The organism is Corynebacterium sp. 401_CJEI (assembly GCF_001076435.1).
Lineage (GTDB): Bacteria > Actinomycetota > Actinomycetes > Mycobacteriales > Mycobacteriaceae > Corynebacterium > Corynebacterium jeikeium_D.
Genome location: NZ_JVIP01000023.1, coordinates 1 through 18,641, shown reverse-complemented (window position 1 = coordinate 18,641; position 18,641 = coordinate 1). Strand labels below are relative to the sequence as shown.

The following is an 18,641-nucleotide window of genomic DNA, read 5'->3' as shown; positions in this document are numbered from 1 at the left end:
GGGGTGATACCAACAATTAAAGCGGTGTGGTTTTTGCATTCACCGGAGTACAAACGCTTATGATAAATGAATGACTTCGACGCAATCTGAGGAGACTTCCTCACAAAACCATAAGCTTCAGCGCAGGCTGAGAGCTCGCCACCTGAACATGATTGCCATTGGTGGTGCCATTGGTACGGGCCTGTTTGTTGCCTCCGGTGCGACCATTTCGCAGGCCGGTCCAGGCGGTGCGCTTATCGCTTACGCTCTTATCGGCATCATGGTGTGGCTGGTTATGCAGTCTCTCGGCGAGATGGCCGCTTACCTGCCGGTGCCCGGTTCCTTCCAGGAGTACGGTCGCCGATACGTCTCAGAATCCTTCGGCTTTGCCATGGGCTGGAACTACTGGTTTAACTGGGCGATTACTGTGGCCGCAGAGCTCGTCGCTGCTGCGCTGGTGATGCGCTATTGGTTCCCGGATGTGCCTTCAATCATCTGGTCCGCGCTCTTCCTCGCGATTCTATTCGGGCTGAATGCCCTGTCCGCACGTGCATTCGGCGAGGGTGAGTTTTGGTTTGCGACCATCAAGGTCATTACCGTCATCGTCTTCCTCGTTCTTGGTGTCGGCATGATTTTCGGCATCTTGGGTGGGGCCTCCCCCGGCTTCGAAAACTGGACCACGGGCGACGCCCCATTCGTCAATGGCGGAATGGGACTGCTGGCCGTTTTCGTCGTAGCTGGCTATTCCTTCCAGGGCACCGAGATGGTTGGTGTAGCAGCAGGTGAGGCTGAAGATCCTGAGCGCACGATTCCCCGCGCGATTCGCACTATCTTCTGGCGTATCTTGCTGTTCTACATCGGTGCCATCGCTGTTATTGGTTTCCTTATTGCGTACACGGACCCGAATCTTCTGAATGCCGCCGAGGACAATATTTCCATTTCACCGTTCACCCTGGTCTTTGAACGCGCAGGTATCGCGATTGCCGCTGGCCTGATGAACGCTGTCATTCTGACTTCGGTGTTGTCCGCGGGTAACTCCGGTATGTATGTGTCCACTCGTATGCTGTTTTCCCTGGCCCGTCAGGGACACGCTCCGCGTTACTTTGGCAAGCTTTCTGGGCATGGCGTTCCGCTGCGCGCTCTGATTGCCACCGCTGTCATCGGTATGGCTGGCTTCATTACCTCATTGGTAGGCGATGGTGTGGCGTACACCTTCTTGCTGACGCTGTCTGCGCTCGCGGGCTTTATCACCTGGTTTGGTATCTCTTTCAGCCACTACCGCTTCCGCAAGTGTCTGAAAGCCCAAAATATCCCGTTGGATTCGCTTCCCTACAAGGCGAACTTTTTCCCCGCCGGTGCTGTGCTGGCACTGATTATGTGCTTCTTTGTGGTGGCAGGACAGGCACTTGATCCGATCCGTACTGGCGAAAATATCTTTGCTATCCTCACTCCGTACCTGGGTATTCCGGTATTCGTCCTGCTGTGGTTCATCCATAAGAAGGTCACGGGCTCCAAGCTCGTTGACCCGGCCACCGCAGACATGAGTCGCGAATAGCTGCGAAGAGCTGTGAATAGATGCGAGTAGCTATGCATCTCGCATCTAACTCTCACAACTTGGATTAGCAGTCGAAGACAATAGCGACCCCGCTTGGCACTTTTCAGCGCCAGGTGGGGTCGTTTTTAGCTCCGAGTCGGACAGCTCGAAAAAATTGCGGGGATGCTCGTGTGAATACGGGCTGCAGATGTGAAACTGTGCAATTTTATGACGCTTTCAGGCCATTTTTTGAGCCATTTTTGACATAAATGCAGTCAGTAACTCGCATCGCCCTACCGATCCCGGCCATAAACGCAGTCAGCAACTCAAAAACAAACGAAAAAGTGCCTAGCTGAACGAGCCAGGAGCTCGTCGCCAAGCACTTTTAACGTAGCGGTTCCCTAATCACCGCTGTCACTGATCATCTAGACCGAGAAGCCGAGAGCGCGCATCTGCTCGCGGCCGTCCTCAGTGATCATGTGTGGGCCCCATGCCGGGGACCAGACCCAGTTGAGGCGGAAGTCGCGGATACCCTCGACCTTCATAACCTCGGAGGCAGTCTGGTCGGTGAGCATATCGGTCAGCGGGCAGGCCGGGGACGTGAGTGTCATGAAGATAGCGGCAATGTCGCCTTCTTCAATCCAGATGTCATATACCAGGCCCAGGTCCACGACGTTGACTCCGAGTTCCGGATCAACAACCTCGTACATTGCCTCTTCAACCTGGATGGCCAGCTTGTTATCGGCTTCGGTCTGCTCCGGTGCCGGCGGGACGGTGATGGACTCGTACGCATCCCCCTCATCAATGGGAGCACCAGTAGTCATGGTGTCCTCGTCGACAGCATCAGGCTGTGCGGGCGAGGTGGCGTCATTAGCGATTGGTTCAGTCATGGCGATGGCCTTCCTCGTCATTGGTAACGGTTACAGTCGCGGTACCAACGCCGTTGCCTTCAGCAGCGTTGGCCAGGGCCTCAGCGGTTGCGGCCTGGAAAGCTTTCCATCCGAGAAGTGCGCACTTCACGCGGGCGGGGTACTTAGAAACTCCAGCGAAGGCAATCCCATCGCCGATAATGTCCTCATCGCCCTCAATCTTGCCTCGGGAGGTGACCATCTTCTCGAACTCGGCAAGCTTGGCCATGGCCTCGTCGACAGTCTTGCCGACAATCTCCTCAGCCATAACTGAGGTAGAGGCTTGCGAGATAGAACAGCCCACGGCGTCATAGGAGACGTCATTGACGACGGTGAGGTCGTCGTTCAGAGTGACGCGAAGCGTGAGTTCATCGCCACACGACGGGTTGACGTGATGCACTTCCGTATTGAAAGGCTCCCGCAAACCCGCATGCTGCGGATGCTTGTAGTGATCCAGGATAACTTCCTGGTACATCTGCTCGAGCTTCATGTCCTTCTCCTTTCTTAAAATTACGGGGTGACACCGAAGAACTTCTGTGCATGGCGCACTGCGTCGGCAAGCGCCTGAACGTCCTCTTCCGTGTTGTAGATGTAGAAGGATGCCCGGGCGGTCGACTGGGCGTTGAGGATTTGGTGAATTGGCCACGCGCAATGGTGACCGACGCGGATGCACACGCCCTGGTCGTCTAAAACCTGGCCAAGATCGTGCGGGTGAATGCCCTCGACCTTGAAGGAGACTGCAGAGCCACGCTGTTCTGGAGTAGTCGGACCGATGATGGTCACGCCATCAATTTCCTGCAGCTTCTCCAGTGCGAGCGCGGTCAGGTGGTGCTCATGAGCAGCTACCTTATCCATACCGATGGCATCCAGGTACTTCACCGCAGCACCCAGGCCGACGACCTGGGAGGTCATCATGGTACCCGCCTCGAAGCGCTGCGGAGGCGCCGCGAAGGTGGTCTTCTCCATGGTGACGACCTCAATCATCGAGCCACCAGTGAGGAACGGCGGCAGTGCCTCGAGCAGTTCCCGGCGACCGTAGAGCGCGCCGACCCCGTTGGGGCCGAGCATCTTGTGGCCGGAGAACGCCAGGAAGTCCACATCGAGCTCCTTGACGTCGACAGGCATATGCGGCACCGACTGGCAGGCATCGAGGACTACCAGCGCTCCGACCTCGCGAGCACGGCGCACCATTTCCTTCACATCGGTTACTGCACCGGTGACGTTTGACTGATGGGTAAAGGCCACAACTTTGGTCTTCTCGCTGAGCTCCAGCGAGTCCACGTCAATGCGGCCGTCCTCAGTCACGCCATACCAACGAAGTGTCGCACCGGTGCGGCGAGCCAGCTCCTGCCACGGCACCAAGTTCGCGTGATGCTCCAGCTCGGTGACGACAATCTCGTCACCTTCGCCGACCTGGTACTGACCTGCGCGGTCGTCGCCAAGCACGAATGCCACTGTGTTCAACGCTTCGGTGGCGTTCTTGGTGAAGACCAGCTCGTCATAGTCGGCGCCGATGAAGCCAGCGATGGCTTCGCGGGCATCTTCGTAGGCGTCCGTGGCCTCCTCAGCGATCTCGTAAGCGCCGCGGTGCACCGGTGCATTGTGGTGGGTTAGGAACTCCACCTCAGCATCGATGACTTGCTTGGGGCGCTGCGAGGTCGCTCCGGAGTCCAGGTAGACCAGCCGCTTTCCGTCACGGACAGTGCGCGACAGAATCGGAAAGTCCTCGCGGAGTGATGGGGTGAGTAGTTCGGCGTTAGGCATTGATGTACTTCTCGTAGCCGTGCTCTTCCAGCTCGTCTGCAAGCTCCGGGCCACCGGAGGTGATGAAGCGACCATCGTGGAAGACGTGGACGAAGTCCGGCTTCACGTAGTTCAGGATGCGCTGGTAGTGAGTAATGATCAGAATGCCGCCGTCGTTTTCGTCCTGGTAGCGGTTAATGCCGTCAGAGACAACGCGCAGAGCGTCGACGTCCAGGCCGGAGTCGGTCTCGTCCAGGATGGCGAACTTCGGCTTCAGCAGGTCGAGCTGCAGAATCTCGTGACGCTTCTTCTCGCCACCGGAGAAGCCCTCGTTGACGGAGCGCTCGGAGAACGACGAATCGATCTCCAGGTCAGCCATTGCCTCACGGACCTCCTTGACCCAGTGACGCAGCTTCGGTGCCTCGCCACGGACAGCGGTCGCTGCAGAGCGCAGGAAGTTGGACATGGACACGCCGGTGACCTCGACCGGGTACTGCATTGCCAGGAAGAGGCCAGCGCGAGCACGCTCGTCGACGCTCATCTCCAGCACGTTTTCGCCGTCGAGGAGAATCTCGCCCTCGGTGACTTCGTAACGCGGGTGACCTGCGATGGTGTAGCTCAGGGTGGACTTACCAGAGCCGTTCGGCCCCATCACAGCGTGGGTTTCGCCGGATTTAATCGTCAGGTTGACGCCCTTCAAAATCTCCTTGGGCTCGGCGGACTCGTCGGTCGGCAGCACCTGCGCGTGGAGGTTACGGATTTCCAAAGTGCTCATAGTGAAATCTTTTCCTTTAATCGGTGTAAGTGGCCTGTCCCCCGGCACTTCCGGGGTGACAGGACGGAAAGGGTGAGAAAGAAGATAAGCGGTTAGAAGCCAGCGGTGTTGAGCTCTTCGTCAACGAGCTTTTCAAGCTTCTCGCGAACGGACTCGACCGGAATCAGGTTGATGACCTCGCTGAAGAAGCCGCGAACCACCAGACGGCGAGCGGCCAGCTCCGGAATACCACGCGAGAGCAGGTAGAAGAGCTGTTCCTCGTCGAAGCGGCCAACGGTGGCAGCGTGACCAGCACCGGCAATCTCACCGGTTTCAATCTCCAGGTTCGGAACTGCGTCGGCACGCGCGCCCTCGGTGAGCAGCAGGTTGCGGTTGAGCTCGTAGGTGTCGGTGCCAGTAGCTTCTGCACGAATGAGCACGTCTCCCACCCACGCGGTGCGGGCCTCACGATGAGCGACATTCGGCTCGCCCTGCAGCGCGCCCTTGTACATCACGTTGGAGCGGCAGTTCGGCACAGCGTGGTCGACCAGCATGCGGTTTTCAAAGTACTGACCGGCATCGGCGAAGTACACGCCCAGCAGATCGACGTCGCCGCCGGGTGCCGTGAAAGCAACGCGCGGAACGATACGGACAACCTCGCCGCCAAACGTTGCGACAGTGTGGCGCAGCGTAGCATCCCGGCCGACACGAACGTGGTGCGCAGAGCCATGAACGGCATCTTCGTTCCAGTTCACCATGGTCACGACACCCAGCTTGGCGCCGTCGCCGATTACGAACTCGATGTTGTCCGCGAACGTGCCACTGCCTCGGTAGTTAATGACGCAGACGGCCTCGGCGTGAGACTGCACGTCAATGACAATGTGGCCGTAGGACACCTTGTCCTCGCCCGGACCATCGATGTCGATGACGACAGGCTCCTTGGACACCGAGTTCTTCGCGAAGGTCACGATGTGCGCATCGTCGAAGTTGGAGTACGCCTGTGCTGCCACGCGGTCCGTTGGGGCGCCGGCGCGACCAAGGCGCTCGTCGTCACGCTTAACGACGTCCACAGCGACGCCATCCTGACCAGCAGTCTCGACCGAAATTGAGGCTGCAACCGGCTCTGCTGCGGTGCCGTTGTGGAGACCGCGGAGCTTACGCAGCGGCGTGAACTTCCACTCTTCATCCTTGCCATGCGGCACGGCGAAGTCCTCCACGTTGAAGGATGAGAAAACGTCGCCCTTGTTCGCCAGCACGCGACGGCTATGAGCAGCCTGGTTTTCGTTGTTAATCGTCGTAGTCATTGGTATTAACCGACCGAACCTTCCATCTGCAGTTCAATGAGGCGGTTGAGCTCGAGGGCGTATTCCATCGGGAGCTCCTTGGCGATGGGCTCGACAAAGCCGCGCACGACCATGGCCATTGCATCTTCTTCTTCGATGCCGCGACTCATCAGGTAGAAAAGCTGATCGTCAGAGACCTTGGAAACCGTTGCCTCGTGGCCGAGGGTGACGTCGTCCTCGCGGACATCCACGTATGGGTACGTGTCCGAACGTGAAATCGTGTCCACCAGGAGTGCGTCACACTCGACGTTGGAGTGCGAGTGCTTGGCACCCTTGTTGACCTGCACCAGACCGCGGTAGGCAGCGCGGCCACCGTTGCGGGCCACGGACTTGGACACGATGTTGGAGCTCGTGTGCGGAGCCATGTGCACCATCTTGGCGCCGGTGTCCTGGAACTGGCCCTCGCCAGCCATAGCCACGGACAGCACCTCGCCCTTGGCATGCGGACCGGTCATCCACACTGCCGGGTACTTCATGGTGACCTTGGAACCGATGTTGCCGTCAATCCACTCCATGGTTGCGCCCTCTTCGCACTTGGTGCGCTTGGTAACCAGGTTGTAGACGTTGTTCGACCAGTTCTGGATCGTGGTGTAGCGGCAGCGGCCACCCTTCTTCACGATGATCTCCACAACAGCCGAGTGCAGCGAGTCGGACTTGTAAATCGGAGCGGTACAGCCCTCGACGTAGTGCACGTAGGCATCTTCGTCGACAATAATGAGCGTGCGCTCGAACTGTCCCATGTTTTCCGTGTTGATACGGAAGTATGCCTGCAGCGGGATGTCCACGTGGACGCCCTTCGGCACGTAAATGAAGGAGCCGCCGGACCAGACTGCGGTGTTAAGAGCGGAGAACTTGTTGTCACCGGACGGAATGACGGTGCCGAAGTACTCCTTAAACAGCTCCGGGTGCTCCTTGAGAGCGGTGTCGGTGTCCAGGAAGATAACGCCCTGGGCCTCCAGATCCTCGCGAATCTGGTGGTAGACAACCTCAGACTCGTACTGAGCGGCGACACCTGCGACCAGGCGCTGCTTCTCAGCCTCCGGAATGCCGAGCTTGTCGTAGGTGTTCTTAATATCCTCCGGCAGGTCTTCCCAGGTCTGGGCCTGCTTCTCGGTGGAGCGAACGAAGTACTTAATGTTGTCGAAGTCGATGCCCGACAGATCCGCGCCCCAGGTGGGCAGCGGCTTGCGGTCGAAGATTTCCAAAGCCTTCAAGCGACGTTCAAGCATCCACTCCGGCTCGTTCTTCTTAGCCGAAATATCGCGAACGACCGCTTCAGACAGGCCACGCTTCGCGGAAGCGCCAGCGGTATCCGGGTCGTGCCAACCGAACTGGTAGGCACCAATGGACTCGATAATCTCTTCGTCAGTCTGCGGAGTGGCAGCCTTCGTGGATTCAGCCACGTCGGTGGAGTTCTCATGGGCGAGGGTCATTCTCCGCTCCTTTCTTGTGGCGATTCAGTAAGTGTCTTTGTTACGGGAGTGAGTGGGATATTCGTAGTGCAGATACCGTTTCCATCAGCGATAGTCGCCAACGGTTGGGTGTGCTGACCTAATAATTTACTAACGGCTTCATGCTCCGCCGCGCAGAGCTCCGGAAACTCGGAGGCTACGTGGCTAATTGGGCAATGGTGCTGGCAAATTTGCACGCCGCCAGTGTTCTGGTTGATAGTTGCCGCGTACCCGGCCCGTCGGAAAGCATCGACGACGGCCTCTACGACCTCTTCCTTCTCTGCGTCCTGCCCCACTGGCGTGACGCCGAGCAGAATGTCATCAATGCGCTGACGGGCAAACTGGGCAACTGCCTGCTCACCACCGGCCTTGCGCAGTGCGGTCAGAGCTGCACTGGCAAGATCGTCGTAAGCGTGCCCGAATCTAGCGCGGCCCCGATCTGTCAGGCGATAGGACTTTGCTGGCCTGCCTCGGCCCCGGGGGCCGGTGCTGGGTGCCGGAGCGGTTTCGGCAAGACCTTCGTCCACCAGAATGTCAATATGACGGCGGACGCCTGCAGCGGATAGTCCCAGGGTGTCTGCGATAAAAGTCGCGGACGCCGGGTTGTGTTCCAGAAGCAATTGGAGAATGCGCTTGCGCGTATCACCATCATTGACTGTCGGCTTCCGATCTGCCATGACTGGTGAGTCACCTCCTGCGATTGGACTGCTGGATAATAATGGGTGTCTAGGTGGCTCAGCGAGGCAAGTATCCCACTTGCGCCGCTGGTGTATTAGACAACATAATTGTGTCGTAATTGGGTCACAATGTCCAACGCATTTAAATATCAATGCAACGTCGCTGATTAGAACGCCCTTTCGGCGTGTCGAATCGTCTACTATGTGACCTTGTGAAAACTAACCGACCTACCCCGCGCCGCTCGTCCACCTTCGACGACGCTCTCGGGGTGCGTGACGCCATTCCGAAGATTGGTCTGGCCGGTTCTAGGTCGGCAACCCTCCACCAGGGCTCAGAACAGCCGCTCCAACACCGCATCAATTACCGCGAACTCCGACGCTTCACCTGGCTGCGTTGGCTGGGTGCTCTCGGGGCGGTCTTTATTATGGTCGCCGGGATCGGCGCAGGCGCGACACCGGTGGTTGGAAATGAGTTTTGGGGTACACCACTTGGGCTAATCCTCGGTCGAATGTTGGTGGCAACGACAATCGTCACCTTCGTGGGCATTGGCATGTTAGTCACAGCCTGGTTGGGTGTCGGCGCTTTCGTTCTGGCCGGTGCGCGGACTCGCGTCACCGCAGTGACTACTCCGATGCTCATACGCACCTACGCGGCATGGGTATTGCCCTTGATGTTTACCGCTCCCCTGTTTACGCAGGATATCTATTCCTATTTGGCGCAGGCTGCAATTGTGGAGCGGGGTATGGATCCCTACCTCGCAGGGCCTGTTGACCTATTGGGAGCCAACGACCCACTTGCCCGATCGGTGCCATTGATTTGGTCGCACTCTCCGAGCCCATACGGCCCCACAGCCCTCGCAGTGGCATGGGGTATCGCCAAAATAACCAGCGACGGGGTGATCGCTTCCGTCTTTCTGCATCGACTCGTCGCCATTGTTTCGCTTCTCGTGGTGTCCTGGGCGCTGGTGCAGCTTGGTCGCCGCTGCGGCGTTAGCTCTCAGTTCACGCTCTGGCTGGGCACGCTCAATCCGCTGGTATTGCTGCACCTGGTGGGCGGTATCCACAATGAGGCCCTGCTGCTGGCTCTCCTGCTCGTTGGTCTCGAACTGTGTCTGCGAGCTATCCACGGCCCTGCGCAATCGATGGTGCCCGATGAGCTGCCAGAACCCGGACCGATCGGACACGAGAACCAAAGCCGAGGTAGATCGTGGGCGCTGTATGCAGGCGGTATCGTGCTCATCAGCCTCGCCGGAATGGTCAAAGTCACCGGTTTCGTGGCGCTCGGCTTTGCCGGCATGTGGCTGGCCCGAAAGTTTGGCAGCACCTGGAAGGCCGTTGCTCTTTCCGCGGTAGTGACGGGCGCAATAACCGTCGTCACGGCAGTCGTTGTTTCCTTAGCAACTGGTCTGGGCTTTGGTTGGATCACCGCGCAGGGTGGCGCCGCAACGGTGCGCAGTTGGATGTCGTTGACTACCCTGCTCGGGATCATCGCTGGTTTCTTCGGCAGGCTTCTGGGGCTCGGCGATATCAGCGACAGTGCTTTGCTGTTTACCCGCGGCATTGGCGTAGTGCTGGTGGCTGCCTGGCTCCTGCGCATGCTGTTAGCGACGTTCCGTGGGCGCATTCACCCGCTCGGCGGCTACGGCCTCGCGATGTTCGCTCTAGTAATCCTCTTCCCCGTCGTGCACCCCTGGTACCTGCTATGGGCCATCGTGCCCCTGTCCGCTTGGGCCAACCGGGTACAATTTCGCATTGCCGTGGTTCTGTACTCGGCAATTTTCAGTTTTGTAGTACTACCACGCGGCCTGGGGTTGCCTCCGGGCACCGTCGCTCAGATTTACCTACTGGCGTTGGTATTCTTCGTCGCAGTCATGTTCGTCATCTTGGCGTACTCGACGCGATCTAAGGTATTTCGCCTTCATTAAAACTGTGAGATTAGACTGACTAACCGTGAATAACGCTGCCAATTCTCCTGCTCTGCGCCTTGAGAACGTAACGAAGAAATTCGATGACGTTGAGGCTGTATCAGACCTTTCGCTTTCCCTGGATCGAGGTAGGGTTCTTGCGCTCCTCGGCCCCAACGGTGCTGGTAAGACCACAACCGTTGAAATGTGTGAGGGCTTCATCAAGCCGGATGAAGGGCGAATTCGCATTCTCGATCTCGACCCGGTCGCTCAAACCACAGCACTGCGCAGCCGCATTGGCATCATGCTCCAGGGCGGAGGCGCCTACCCCGGTGTTCGCGTTGGCGAAATGCTGAACCTCGTTGCCAGTTACTCCGCAAACCCGCTGGACACTGATTGGCTCCTTGAAGTCGTTGGCCTAGAACGCCATCGTAAGACGAACTACCGCAGGCTCTCTGGCGGTCAGCAGCAGCGACTGTCGCTTGCATGTGCCCTGGTCGGACGCCCGGAGCTTGTGTTCCTCGACGAGCCGACAGCAGGCCTCGATGCTCAGTCCCGTCTAGCCGTCTGGGATCTCATCTCGTCGCTGCGCCGTGATGGGGTCACCGTGGTCCTGACAACGCACCTCATGGACGAGGCCGAATCGCTTGCCGACGACGTTGCGATTATCGACCGGGGCCATTTAGTTGTGGCCGGTACCACCGAGGAGATCACTAGCGCAGGCGCATCGGCTCTCCAGGGAACGTCGTCAAGCACTGCTATGAAGATCAGCGTTCGAGGCAGCCTTGACTTCGAAGAGGTCAACCGCAACTTCAGCGAGTCCGGTCTTCCACAGCGTCTGCAGCGTTCTGGCGGTGGAGAGTTTTCCCTGATTGGTGAGGCTTCACCGCGCGCCTTGACTGTCTTGGCGCAGAGTTGCGAGCAGCAAGAGGTGTTGATCACCTCGTTGAATAGGGCGACGCAATCGCTTGAAGATGTCTTCTTGCAGATCACTGGAACGGAGATGAGGAGCTAATGACTACCGCACCGAGGGCCGATGCTTCCCGCTTTGCAAAGGGCACTTTCGCCCCAGCGCCACAGCGTTCGGACATGGCGAAGTTGGTCATGTCGCAGGCGTGGTTGGAAACGAAGCTCTTCTGGCGACATGGTGAGCAAATGCTCCTCACCATCATTATCCCGTTGGCGATGCTCATCGGCCTGGTGATGGTGCCGGTGTTGGAGCTCGATGATCCGCTCGAGCGTATCTTCCCCATGGTGCTGGCGATTTCCGTCATGTCTGCAGGGTTTACCGGACAGGCAATTGCCGTGGGCTTTGACCGCCGTTACGGAGCCCTGAAGCGCATCGGTGCCTCAGGCGTGCCACCCTGGGGCATTATCGCAGGCAAGATTGTGTCGGTCTGCACCACCGTCACGTTGCAGTACGTACTGTTTAGTCTCGTGGGGCTCTCCCTTGGCGCAGAGCTGTCGATTGGCGGCTGGCTGCTGGCTTATGTGGGGATGCTTCTGGGAACGTTCGTCTTTACCTCATTGGGCTTGCTCATGGGAGGTACGTTGGGAGCCGAGCTAATCCTAGGTCTGGCTAACCTGATTTGGTTCATCCTCATTGGTGCTACTACTTATGTGGCCGTCGCACCGTCGCTAGATGGCATCAGCTCTGTACTGCTACACCTCTTGCCGTCCGTCGCGCTTACCGACGTGATCTCCGCGGCATTGGCCATGTCCGTCCATTGGTCAGCTGTCGGGGTGCTGATTGTGTGGGGTGTCTTTGGCGCTGCACTGGCGGCCCGCTGGTTCCGTTTTGATATGCCGAATGACTAGGAATCTGTCGGGGAATCTGCATAGAAAAGCGCAGCCCAACGCAGGGGTTTCGCTTATTACCATTTTCCGCCAGCATGGGTAGAATTTCTTAATGTGAATACTGCAGATCGAAGTTTGCCCCTATCGTTTTTGCCGCTGACACCAATCGGGCGCCAGAAGCTCTATGCCCTGCTGGTTTTGATTGCACAGGCGGCAATTGCGGTAACCGGTTCTATCGTCCGTGTTACTGGTTCAGGTCTCGGTTGTGCTTCGTGGCCTGAATGTCACCCAGGCAGCTTCGTTCCTGTCGCGGGGGAAGCAGAAATGCTCCATCAGATTATTGAGTTTGGCAACCGGCTGCTCACCTTTGTGCTGGTTGCGCTGACACTTCTGCTCTTCCTGTCGGTTATGCGTGTCGGTCGCCGACAGGAAATCAAGTTGCTGGCTTTCCTCAACGGTCTCGGCGTTATCGTCCAGGCTGTTATCGGCGGTATCTCCGTTTGGGTTGACCTGAAGTGGTACGCCGTAGCGCTGCACTTCCTGCCTTCGATGATTCTGGTCTGGCTCGCTGGCATGCTTTTCGTCAAGATTTCTGAGCCTGACGACGGCACTGCTACCCGCATGTACCCGCGCTATCTGCGCTATCTGGCTGCCGCCTCCGGCTTGGCCCTGACGATGACGCTGATTACCGGAACTATGGTCACCGGTGCGGGACCACACGCTGGAGATGCTTCGGTGCTCCCGGAGGATCGCCTCCAGCTACCGATTGTTGACCTGGCACATATCCACGCTGGTTTTATGTACCTCTACCTTGGCCTGGTTATCGGCCTCATTTTCGGTCTGCTGGCCTCGGAAGCCTTTGCACCTGTGCGTAAGGTTGCCATCGCACTCGTTGTGTTCATTTTGGCTCAGGGCGTAGTTGGAATGATTCAGTATTGGTCCGGTGTACCGGAGGCATTGGTGCCGGTTCACGTTGCCGGATCTGGTATCTGCACCGCTTTGACTGCAGTACTTTTCCAGCACGGTTACCGCACTGTCGGTGGGAGCGCAGAAGTCACTGGCTCGCTTGAAGGCGATGCGGCTGCCGCCACTGTTGCTTCGGAGAAGAACGTCGAGGTTACCGCGTAGCTAGCTGCCGGTCAGCGGCTGTGTTAACGACTGTGGTTACCGGCCGTTGATTCCTGCTCGAACCGCCTAAACACGCGCTTTGGTTGTGCGTGTTTAGGCGGTTCTGCTGTCTGCTCGGCTCCGTGCGCTCGGATGTGCGTTTCCCAGTGGCTAGCGGGCTGCGCGGGCGGTGCGGGCTGCGCGGGCGGTGCAAGGGGGCGGTCTGCCCACCTATCGATCCGAGTTACTGACTATGTTTATGACAGAAATCGCGCGAAAAATGGCCTGAAAGTGTCATAAACTCGCACAGTTTCACATTTGCAGCCTGTGCCCATCTCCACACACAAAAAGAGGCCCTTCCCGCAACCGGAAAGGGCCTCTTCAAAGGAGCTCAGCAGCTGCCCTAGAACATGCTCGAAATTGTCTGCAATCCGAGTACGGCATCGAGAGAAAGCGCCACACAGACGATAGACAAGTAGTTGTTCGACATGAAGAACAGCTTCATCGGCTTGATCTTGCCACCGGTCTTAACGTGGCGGTGCAGGTCAATGGCGCCCCACAGGAACCAGGCACCAGCGCCAACGGCGCCAATCAGATAGATCCAACCCGCGTACGGAACCAACAGCAGAGTGGTAATCACGGTCGCGGCGGTGTAGTAAATAATGCGCTTGGAAACGACGATTGCCGGCTTGACCACTGGCATCATCGGCACGCCAGCGGCCTTGTAGTCCTCCTTGTAGCGCAGGCCCAATGCCCAGGTGTGCGGCGGAGTCCAGAAGAAGATAAGCAGGAACAGGATGAATGCCTGCCACCAGTGAGCCAGCCCCGTAATCTCCGGGTTGTTGTCAGTGATCACGGCCCAGCCGACCATCACCGGCATACACCCCGCAGCGCCACCCCAAATTACGTTCTGATCAGTACGGCGCTTCAGCCACAACGTGTAGACGAAGATGTAGAAGGCAATCGTAATCAGAATGAAAACGGCGGCCAGCAGCGAGTTACACAGCAACCACAGCCATAGGAACGACGCAATCATCAAGACAGTGCCGAAAATCGCTGCCGCTCGACGGCTAACCTGGTTGCGCGCGAGCGGGCGACGGCGAGTACGGCGCATCTTCTGGTCAATGTCGTAATCCATGACCATGTTGAAGGTGTGCGCAGCTGCGGCACCCAACCAACCACCGAACAAGGTGAGAAGAATCAGTCCAACGTGAACATGACCGCGATCAGCCTGAAGCATTGCGGGAATGGCCGCGACGAGCAGGAGCTCGATAATTCTTGGCTTAGTCAGTGCAATATACGCCTTGACTGTTTCCAACAAAGCAATGTCCCTTTCACGCGCCATAAACAAACCCCCCGTTTACAGATAGTCGGATGTAACGGTCGGAAAGTTCCCGACGAGTTTTTCCGCAAAATTAAATGAGGGGCAGGCAATCAGTTTACCGGTAATCATAACGGTTCCAATAATGACCGTCGTAAAGCATGTGCGGCGCGCCCTCTGAGACTTATCTCTCAGCTATTCGGCCCGGTTTGAACCCGGAGCGCGCAATCCTAGTTAGTATGGAAGAGAATTTTACTAATCCATTTGGATACTAGGAGTCATTCACGTGACACTGTCGACTGAGCATGAAGCACGGGTTGTGCGCAACTACCCCTCGGACTGGTCTGACTTGGATACGAAGGCCGTAGATACGGCCCGTGTGCTGGCTGCAGACGCCGTTGAAAAGGCAGGTTCGGGGCACCCCGGCACTGCGATGAGCCTCGCACCGCTGGCTTACTCTCTTTACCAGCGCGTTATGCGCCATGACCCGAAGGATACGAAGTGGATTGGCCGTGACCGTTTCATTCTCTCCTGTGGTCACACCTCTCTGACGCAGTACGTCCAGCTGTACCTCGGCGGTTTTGGCCTGGAGCTCGATGACCTGAAGGCGCTGCGTACGTGGGACGCTCTCACCCCGGGTCACCCGGAGTACGGCCACACTGACGGCGTGGAAATCACCACTGGCCCGCTGGGTCAGGGGCTGGCGTCGGCTGTCGGTTTTGCCATGGCTTCGCGACGGGAACGTGGGCTGTTCGACCCGGAAGCTGCTCCGGGTGAGTCTCCGTTTGATCACTACGTGTACGTCATCGCTTCTGATGGTGACGTTCAGGAGGGTGTCACTGCCGAGGCCGGCTCGCTGGCCGGCACTCAGCAGCTGGGCAACCTGATTGTCTTCTGGGATGACAACGGCATCTCCATCGAGGACGACACCACCATTGCTTTCACCGAGAATGTCGCGGACCGCTACCGTGCTTACGGCTGGCAGGTCATTGAGGTCGACGGCGGCGAGGACGTCGCAGCACTCGAGGCTGCTGTCGAGGAGGCCAAGAAGGATACGGAGCGTCCGACCTTCATTCGCGTTCGTACTGTGATCGCTTACCCGGCTCCGACGAAGATGAACACCGGCGCATCGCACGGTGCTGCTCTTGGTGGCGAGGAGATTGTCGGCATCAAGGAAGCTCTCGGCTTCGATACCGACAAGAGCTTTGACGTCGCTGACGAGGTCATTGAGCACACTCGCAAGCTAGTTGAGCGCGGTGCTGAGGCTCATGCACAGTGGCAGGTCAAGTTCGACGAGTGGGCTGCGGCTAACCCGGAGCGCAAGGCTCTGCTGGACCGTCTGACCGCTGGCGAGCTGCCGGAGGGCTTCGACGCTGAGCTGCCGACTTGGGAGCCGGACGAGAAGGGCGTTGCTACCCGCAAGGCCTCTGAGGCCGCGCTGCAGGCACTGGGCAAGACCCTGCCGGAGCTGTGGGGTGGCTCGGCTGACCTGGCTGGCTCCAACAACACCGTCCTGAAGGGTGAGCCGTCCTTCGGCCCGAAGTCCATCACCACCGGTACCTGGACCACCGACCCGTACGGCCGCAATCTGCACTTCGGTATCCGTGAGCACGCCATGGGCTCGATCCTCAACGGCATTCTGCTCCACGGTGGCACCCGTCCGTACGGCGGCACCTTCCTTATCTTCTCGGACTACATGCGTCCGGCTGTCCGCCTAGCATCGCTGATGGGCATCTCCCCTATTTACGTCTGGACCCACGACTCCATTGGTCTGGGCGAAGACGGTCCGACGCACCAGCCTGTTGAACAGCTGGCTTCGCTGCGCGCTATCCCGGGTGTGTCCACTGTCCGCCCGGCTGACGCGAACGAGACCGCTCAGGCTTGGGCCGCTGTTCTTCAGGGCGAGGCAGGCCCGAAGGCTCTGGCTCTGACCCGCCAGAACGTTCCGGTCCTGGAAGGCACCAAGGAGAAGGCCGCTGAGGGCGTCCGTCGTGGTGCGTACGTGCTTGTCGACGGCGCCAAGGAGACCCCGGACGTCATCCTGATGGCTACCGGTTCGGAAGTTCACCTCGCTGTCGAAGCTGCTGACAAGCTGGCTGAGGAAGGCGTCAGCGCCCGCGTTGTCTCCGTTCCGTGTCTTGACTGGTTCGAGCGGCAGGACGATGCCTACCGCGAGCAGGTTCTGCCGAAGTCCGTCCGCGCTCGTGTCTCGGTTGAGGCCGGTATTGCAATGCCGTGGTACCGCCACCTGGGTGATGCTGGTCGCGCTGTCTCCCTGGAGCACTTCGGTGCATCGGCTCCGTACAAGGAGCTGTTCGAGAAGTTCGGCATCACAGCAGAGGCTGTTGTCGATGCCGCCAAGGAGTCCATCGAGGCTGCTAAGTAAGTTTGTTAAAACCTGGCGCTATCGGCCGTTGTCGGGACGGGATTTGTGAAAACCGTACCGCGCTCCGGTAGCGCCAGTATTGTTTGTGACGCACAGTAGTTTAAGGACATACAACTTTTAGCGAAGTCTTTAGGCAACGAAGCGGTATTGACAGAAAGGCGTTAAACACTATGGGAAACACCACGATGGAAGCGCTCGCCAAGGTAGGGACTTCGGCGTGGCTCGACGATCTTTCGCGCCAGCGCCTCACCTCGGGCGATTTGAAAAATCTTATTGAAGAGCTTCGGGTTGTCGGTGTCACTACTAACCCGGCAATCTTCTCTTCGGCGATGACCGCCGGTGAGGATTACGACTCTCAGCTGGCGCAGCTCACTGCAGAGGGTGCGAACCCGGCAGATGCTGTGTTCGCGATGGCAATCGACGACGTCCGCGATGCCTGTGACCTTTTCGCTGGTGTATCCGAAGAAACCGACGGTGTCGATGGCCGTGTGTCCATCGAGGTCGATCCTCGCTACGCCGACAACTACGAGGCCACGATTGCGCAGGCCCGTAAGCTCTGGGAGCGCGTCGGCAAGCAGAACGCGATGATTAAGATTCCGGCGACCGATGCTTCCCTGCCGGCTGTCACCCAGGCTCTGTCCGAGGGAATCTCGGTAAACGTCACCCTGATTTTCTCGGTGGAGCGCTACCTGCAGGTCATTGATGCGTTCATCGAGGGCATTGAGCGTGCGAAGGACAACGGCGTAGACCTGGCTTCGGTTCACTCTGTTGCGTCGCTGTTTGTTTCCCGCGTTGACACCGAAATCGATGCTCGCCTGGACAAGATCGGCTCCGAGGAGGCCCTGGCTCTGCGCGGCAAGGCTGGTCTGGCCAATGCCCGTGCAGCTTACGCCAAGTTCGAGGAGACTTTCTCGGCGCAGAATATTCGCTGGGCACAGCTGGAAAACGCCGGTGCTAAGCCGCAGCGCCTGCTGTGGGCTTCGACCGGTGTGAAGAACCCGGCTTACCCGGACACCCTCTACGTCACTGAGCTGGCTGCACCGCAGACTGTGAATACCATGCCGGAGAAGACGCTGCGTGCTGCCGCGGGCTTCGAGGGCGAGGTTCGCGACGCCGTCAGCGGCCAGGGTGACGCAGCCAACGCCGTTATGATTCAGCTCAGCGAGATTGGCATCGACCTCGATGACGTCTTCGCTGTCCTGGAGCGCGAGGGCGTGGAGAAGTTCGTGGACTCCTGGCAGTCCTTGCTCGAGTCGATTGCACAGCGCATGGAGCAGCTGAAGTAAGCCTGCTGATTATCTAGGTGCCTGTTGGTAGTGGCTGCGTTTCTGGCTGGCGCCAGCAGGTCGCCTGGCGATCCGAGTTACTGACTGCGTTTATGTCAAAAACGGCCCGAAAAATAGCCGGTAGGTTCAGGCGGTGAATGCATCACCACTTTCGACCAGGAGAAGTAGTGAAGCAAACCCGCCGAACGAAATACAGTGCCATCAAACCGATTGCGCTTCAACACATCGCCAACGGGGCATCAGCAAGCGCAGTTGGACGTGAGTTAGGGATACCCTCACCAACTGTCAGGCGGTGGGCGCGACAAGCCGGAATTGAGATCCAGCACCAATCGCACTACCCGAAGGTCTCGATGATGCATAAGCATCGCGTGATCTACGAGATGCTTATGGCCGGCTCATATAGTGTTGCCGAGATTGCCGCGCAGGCTGGGGTGTGCACAACCACGGTGTA

The 18,641-nt window shown here is 58.4% G+C and carries 16 protein-coding genes; 8 read left to right on the top strand and 8 right to left on the bottom strand.

From position 1 onward, the window contains the following. Positions 1–70: 70 nt before the first annotated feature. Positions 71–1,534 carry an amino acid permease gene (locus tag ADM64_RS05835; protein ID WP_049193483.1) on the top strand — a complete coding sequence of 488 codons (1,464 nt, stop codon included), beginning with the start codon at positions 71–73 and terminating at the stop codon, positions 1,532–1,534. 404 nt (positions 1,535–1,938) lie between these two features. Here the strand turns inward: ADM64_RS05835 and ADM64_RS05830 are convergent, their stop codons facing one another. From ADM64_RS05830 to ADM64_RS05800, 7 genes are all read right to left on the bottom strand, one after another. Further along, positions 1,939–2,403 (bottom strand): metal-sulfur cluster assembly factor, encoded by a 465-nt coding sequence (locus ADM64_RS05830; RefSeq protein ID WP_016422755.1) that lies wholly within the window; start codon positions 2,401–2,403, stop codon positions 1,939–1,941. Beyond that, complete coding sequence (gene sufU, locus ADM64_RS05825; RefSeq protein WP_016422754.1) at positions 2,396–2,911, bottom strand: Fe-S cluster assembly sulfur transfer protein SufU; 516 nt, start codon at positions 2,909–2,911, stop codon at positions 2,396–2,398. Before sufU ends, ADM64_RS05830 begins: the two co-directional genes overlap by 8 nt. A gap of 20 nt (positions 2,912–2,931) precedes the next feature. After that, positions 2,932–4,185, bottom strand: coding sequence for a cysteine desulfurase (locus ADM64_RS05820; RefSeq protein ID WP_049193482.1), 1,254 nt, complete (start codon positions 4,183–4,185; stop codon positions 2,932–2,934). Further along, positions 4,178–4,939 carry a Fe-S cluster assembly ATPase SufC gene (gene sufC, locus ADM64_RS05815; RefSeq protein ID WP_049190726.1) on the bottom strand — a complete coding sequence of 254 codons (762 nt, stop codon included), beginning with the start codon at positions 4,937–4,939 and terminating at the stop codon, positions 4,178–4,180. Before sufC ends, ADM64_RS05820 begins: the two co-directional genes overlap by 8 nt. A gap of 92 nt (positions 4,940–5,031) precedes the next feature. Beyond that, on the bottom strand, positions 5,032–6,222 hold the full coding sequence (gene sufD, locus ADM64_RS05810) for a Fe-S cluster assembly protein SufD (protein WP_016422751.1): 1,191 nt from the start codon (positions 6,220–6,222) through the stop codon (positions 5,032–5,034). Between the two features lie 5 nt (positions 6,223–6,227). Further along, positions 6,228–7,694, bottom strand: a complete 1,467-nt coding sequence (sufB, locus tag ADM64_RS05805) for a Fe-S cluster assembly protein SufB (protein WP_016422750.1) — start codon at positions 7,692–7,694, stop codon at positions 6,228–6,230. Continuing rightward, the gene (locus ADM64_RS05800) at positions 7,691–8,389 is read right to left on the bottom strand and encodes a helix-turn-helix transcriptional regulator (protein WP_048734176.1); all 699 of its coding nucleotides are present in this window, start codon (positions 8,387–8,389) and stop codon (positions 7,691–7,693) included. The genes sufB and ADM64_RS05800 overlap by 4 nt, the downstream gene beginning before the upstream one ends. 185 nt (positions 8,390–8,574) lie before the next feature. On the opposite strand from ADM64_RS05800, the gene mptB reads away from it, so the two are divergent. The 4 genes from mptB (at position 8,575) to ADM64_RS05780 (ending at position 13,218) form a co-directional block, all read left to right on the top strand. After that, positions 8,575–10,314: a polyprenol phosphomannose-dependent alpha 1,6 mannosyltransferase MptB gene (gene mptB / locus ADM64_RS05795; RefSeq protein WP_049193480.1), complete on the top strand. Its 1,740-nt coding sequence runs from the start codon at positions 8,575–8,577 to the stop codon at positions 10,312–10,314. Positions 10,315–10,339: 25 nt separating this feature from the next. Continuing rightward, the gene (locus tag ADM64_RS05790; protein ID WP_049193479.1) at positions 10,340–11,308 is read left to right on the top strand and encodes an ABC transporter ATP-binding protein; all 969 of its coding nucleotides are present in this window, start codon (positions 10,340–10,342) and stop codon (positions 11,306–11,308) included. Then, positions 11,308–12,111 (top strand): ABC transporter permease, encoded by an 804-nt coding sequence (locus ADM64_RS05785; RefSeq protein ID WP_049193477.1) that lies wholly within the window; start codon positions 11,308–11,310, stop codon positions 12,109–12,111. Before ADM64_RS05790 ends, ADM64_RS05785 begins: the two co-directional genes overlap by 1 nt. A 93-nt stretch (positions 12,112–12,204) precedes the next feature. Beyond that, complete coding sequence (locus ADM64_RS05780) at positions 12,205–13,218, top strand: COX15/CtaA family protein (protein WP_016422745.1); 1,014 nt, start codon at positions 12,205–12,207, stop codon at positions 13,216–13,218. Between the two features lie 382 nt (positions 13,219–13,600). Here ADM64_RS05780 and ADM64_RS05775 read toward each other — a convergent pair whose 3' ends face one another. Then, complete coding sequence (locus ADM64_RS05775) at positions 13,601–14,515, bottom strand: heme o synthase (RefSeq protein ID WP_172954651.1); 915 nt, start codon at positions 14,513–14,515, stop codon at positions 13,601–13,603. A 289-nt stretch (positions 14,516–14,804) separates the two neighbouring features. Between ADM64_RS05775 and tkt the strand changes: the two genes are divergently transcribed. The 3 genes from tkt to ADM64_RS05760 form a co-directional block, all read left to right on the top strand. After that, positions 14,805–16,904, top strand: coding sequence for a transketolase (gene tkt / locus ADM64_RS05770; RefSeq protein WP_049193476.1), 2,100 nt, complete (start codon positions 14,805–14,807; stop codon positions 16,902–16,904). Between the two features lie 170 nt (positions 16,905–17,074). Next, positions 17,075–18,190, top strand: a complete 1,116-nt coding sequence (tal, locus tag ADM64_RS05765; protein WP_049193475.1) for a transaldolase — start codon at positions 17,075–17,077, stop codon at positions 18,188–18,190. Positions 18,191–18,327: 137 nt separating this feature from the next. Beyond that, positions 18,328–18,641, top strand: a 314-nt coding sequence (locus ADM64_RS05760; RefSeq protein ID WP_241486319.1) for a helix-turn-helix domain-containing protein, incomplete at its 3' end; no start/stop codon positions are given.

Excerpts from the sequence above, each read along its gene's own strand:
- sufU (WP_016422754.1), bottom strand. The coding sequence starts at position 2,911 with ATGAAGCTCGAGCAGATGTACCAGGAAGTTATCCTGGATCACTACAAG.
- sufD (WP_016422751.1), bottom strand. The coding sequence starts at position 6,222 with ATGACTACGACGATTAACAACGAAAACCAGGCTGCTCATAGCCGTCGC.
- tal (WP_049193475.1), top strand. The coding sequence starts at position 17,075 with ATGGGAAACACCACGATGGAAGCGCTCGCCAAGGTAGGGACTTCGGCG.
- ADM64_RS05820 (WP_049193482.1), bottom strand. The coding sequence starts at position 4,185 with ATGCCTAACGCCGAACTACTCACCCCATCACTCCGCGAGGACTTTCCG.
- ADM64_RS05800 (WP_048734176.1), bottom strand. The coding sequence starts at position 8,389 with ATGGCAGATCGGAAGCCGACAGTCAATGATGGTGATACGCGCAAGCGC.
- sufB (WP_016422750.1), bottom strand. The coding sequence starts at position 7,694 with ATGACCCTCGCCCATGAGAACTCCACCGACGTGGCTGAATCCACGAAG.
- ADM64_RS05835 (WP_049193483.1), top strand. The coding sequence starts at position 71 with ATGACTTCGACGCAATCTGAGGAGACTTCCTCACAAAACCATAAGCTT.
- sufC (WP_049190726.1), bottom strand. The coding sequence starts at position 4,939 with ATGAGCACTTTGGAAATCCGTAACCTCCACGCGCAGGTGCTGCCGACC.
- ADM64_RS05830 (WP_016422755.1), bottom strand. The coding sequence starts at position 2,403 with ATGACTGAACCAATCGCTAATGACGCCACCTCGCCCGCACAGCCTGAT.
- ADM64_RS05785 (WP_049193477.1), top strand. The coding sequence starts at position 11,308 with ATGACTACCGCACCGAGGGCCGATGCTTCCCGCTTTGCAAAGGGCACT.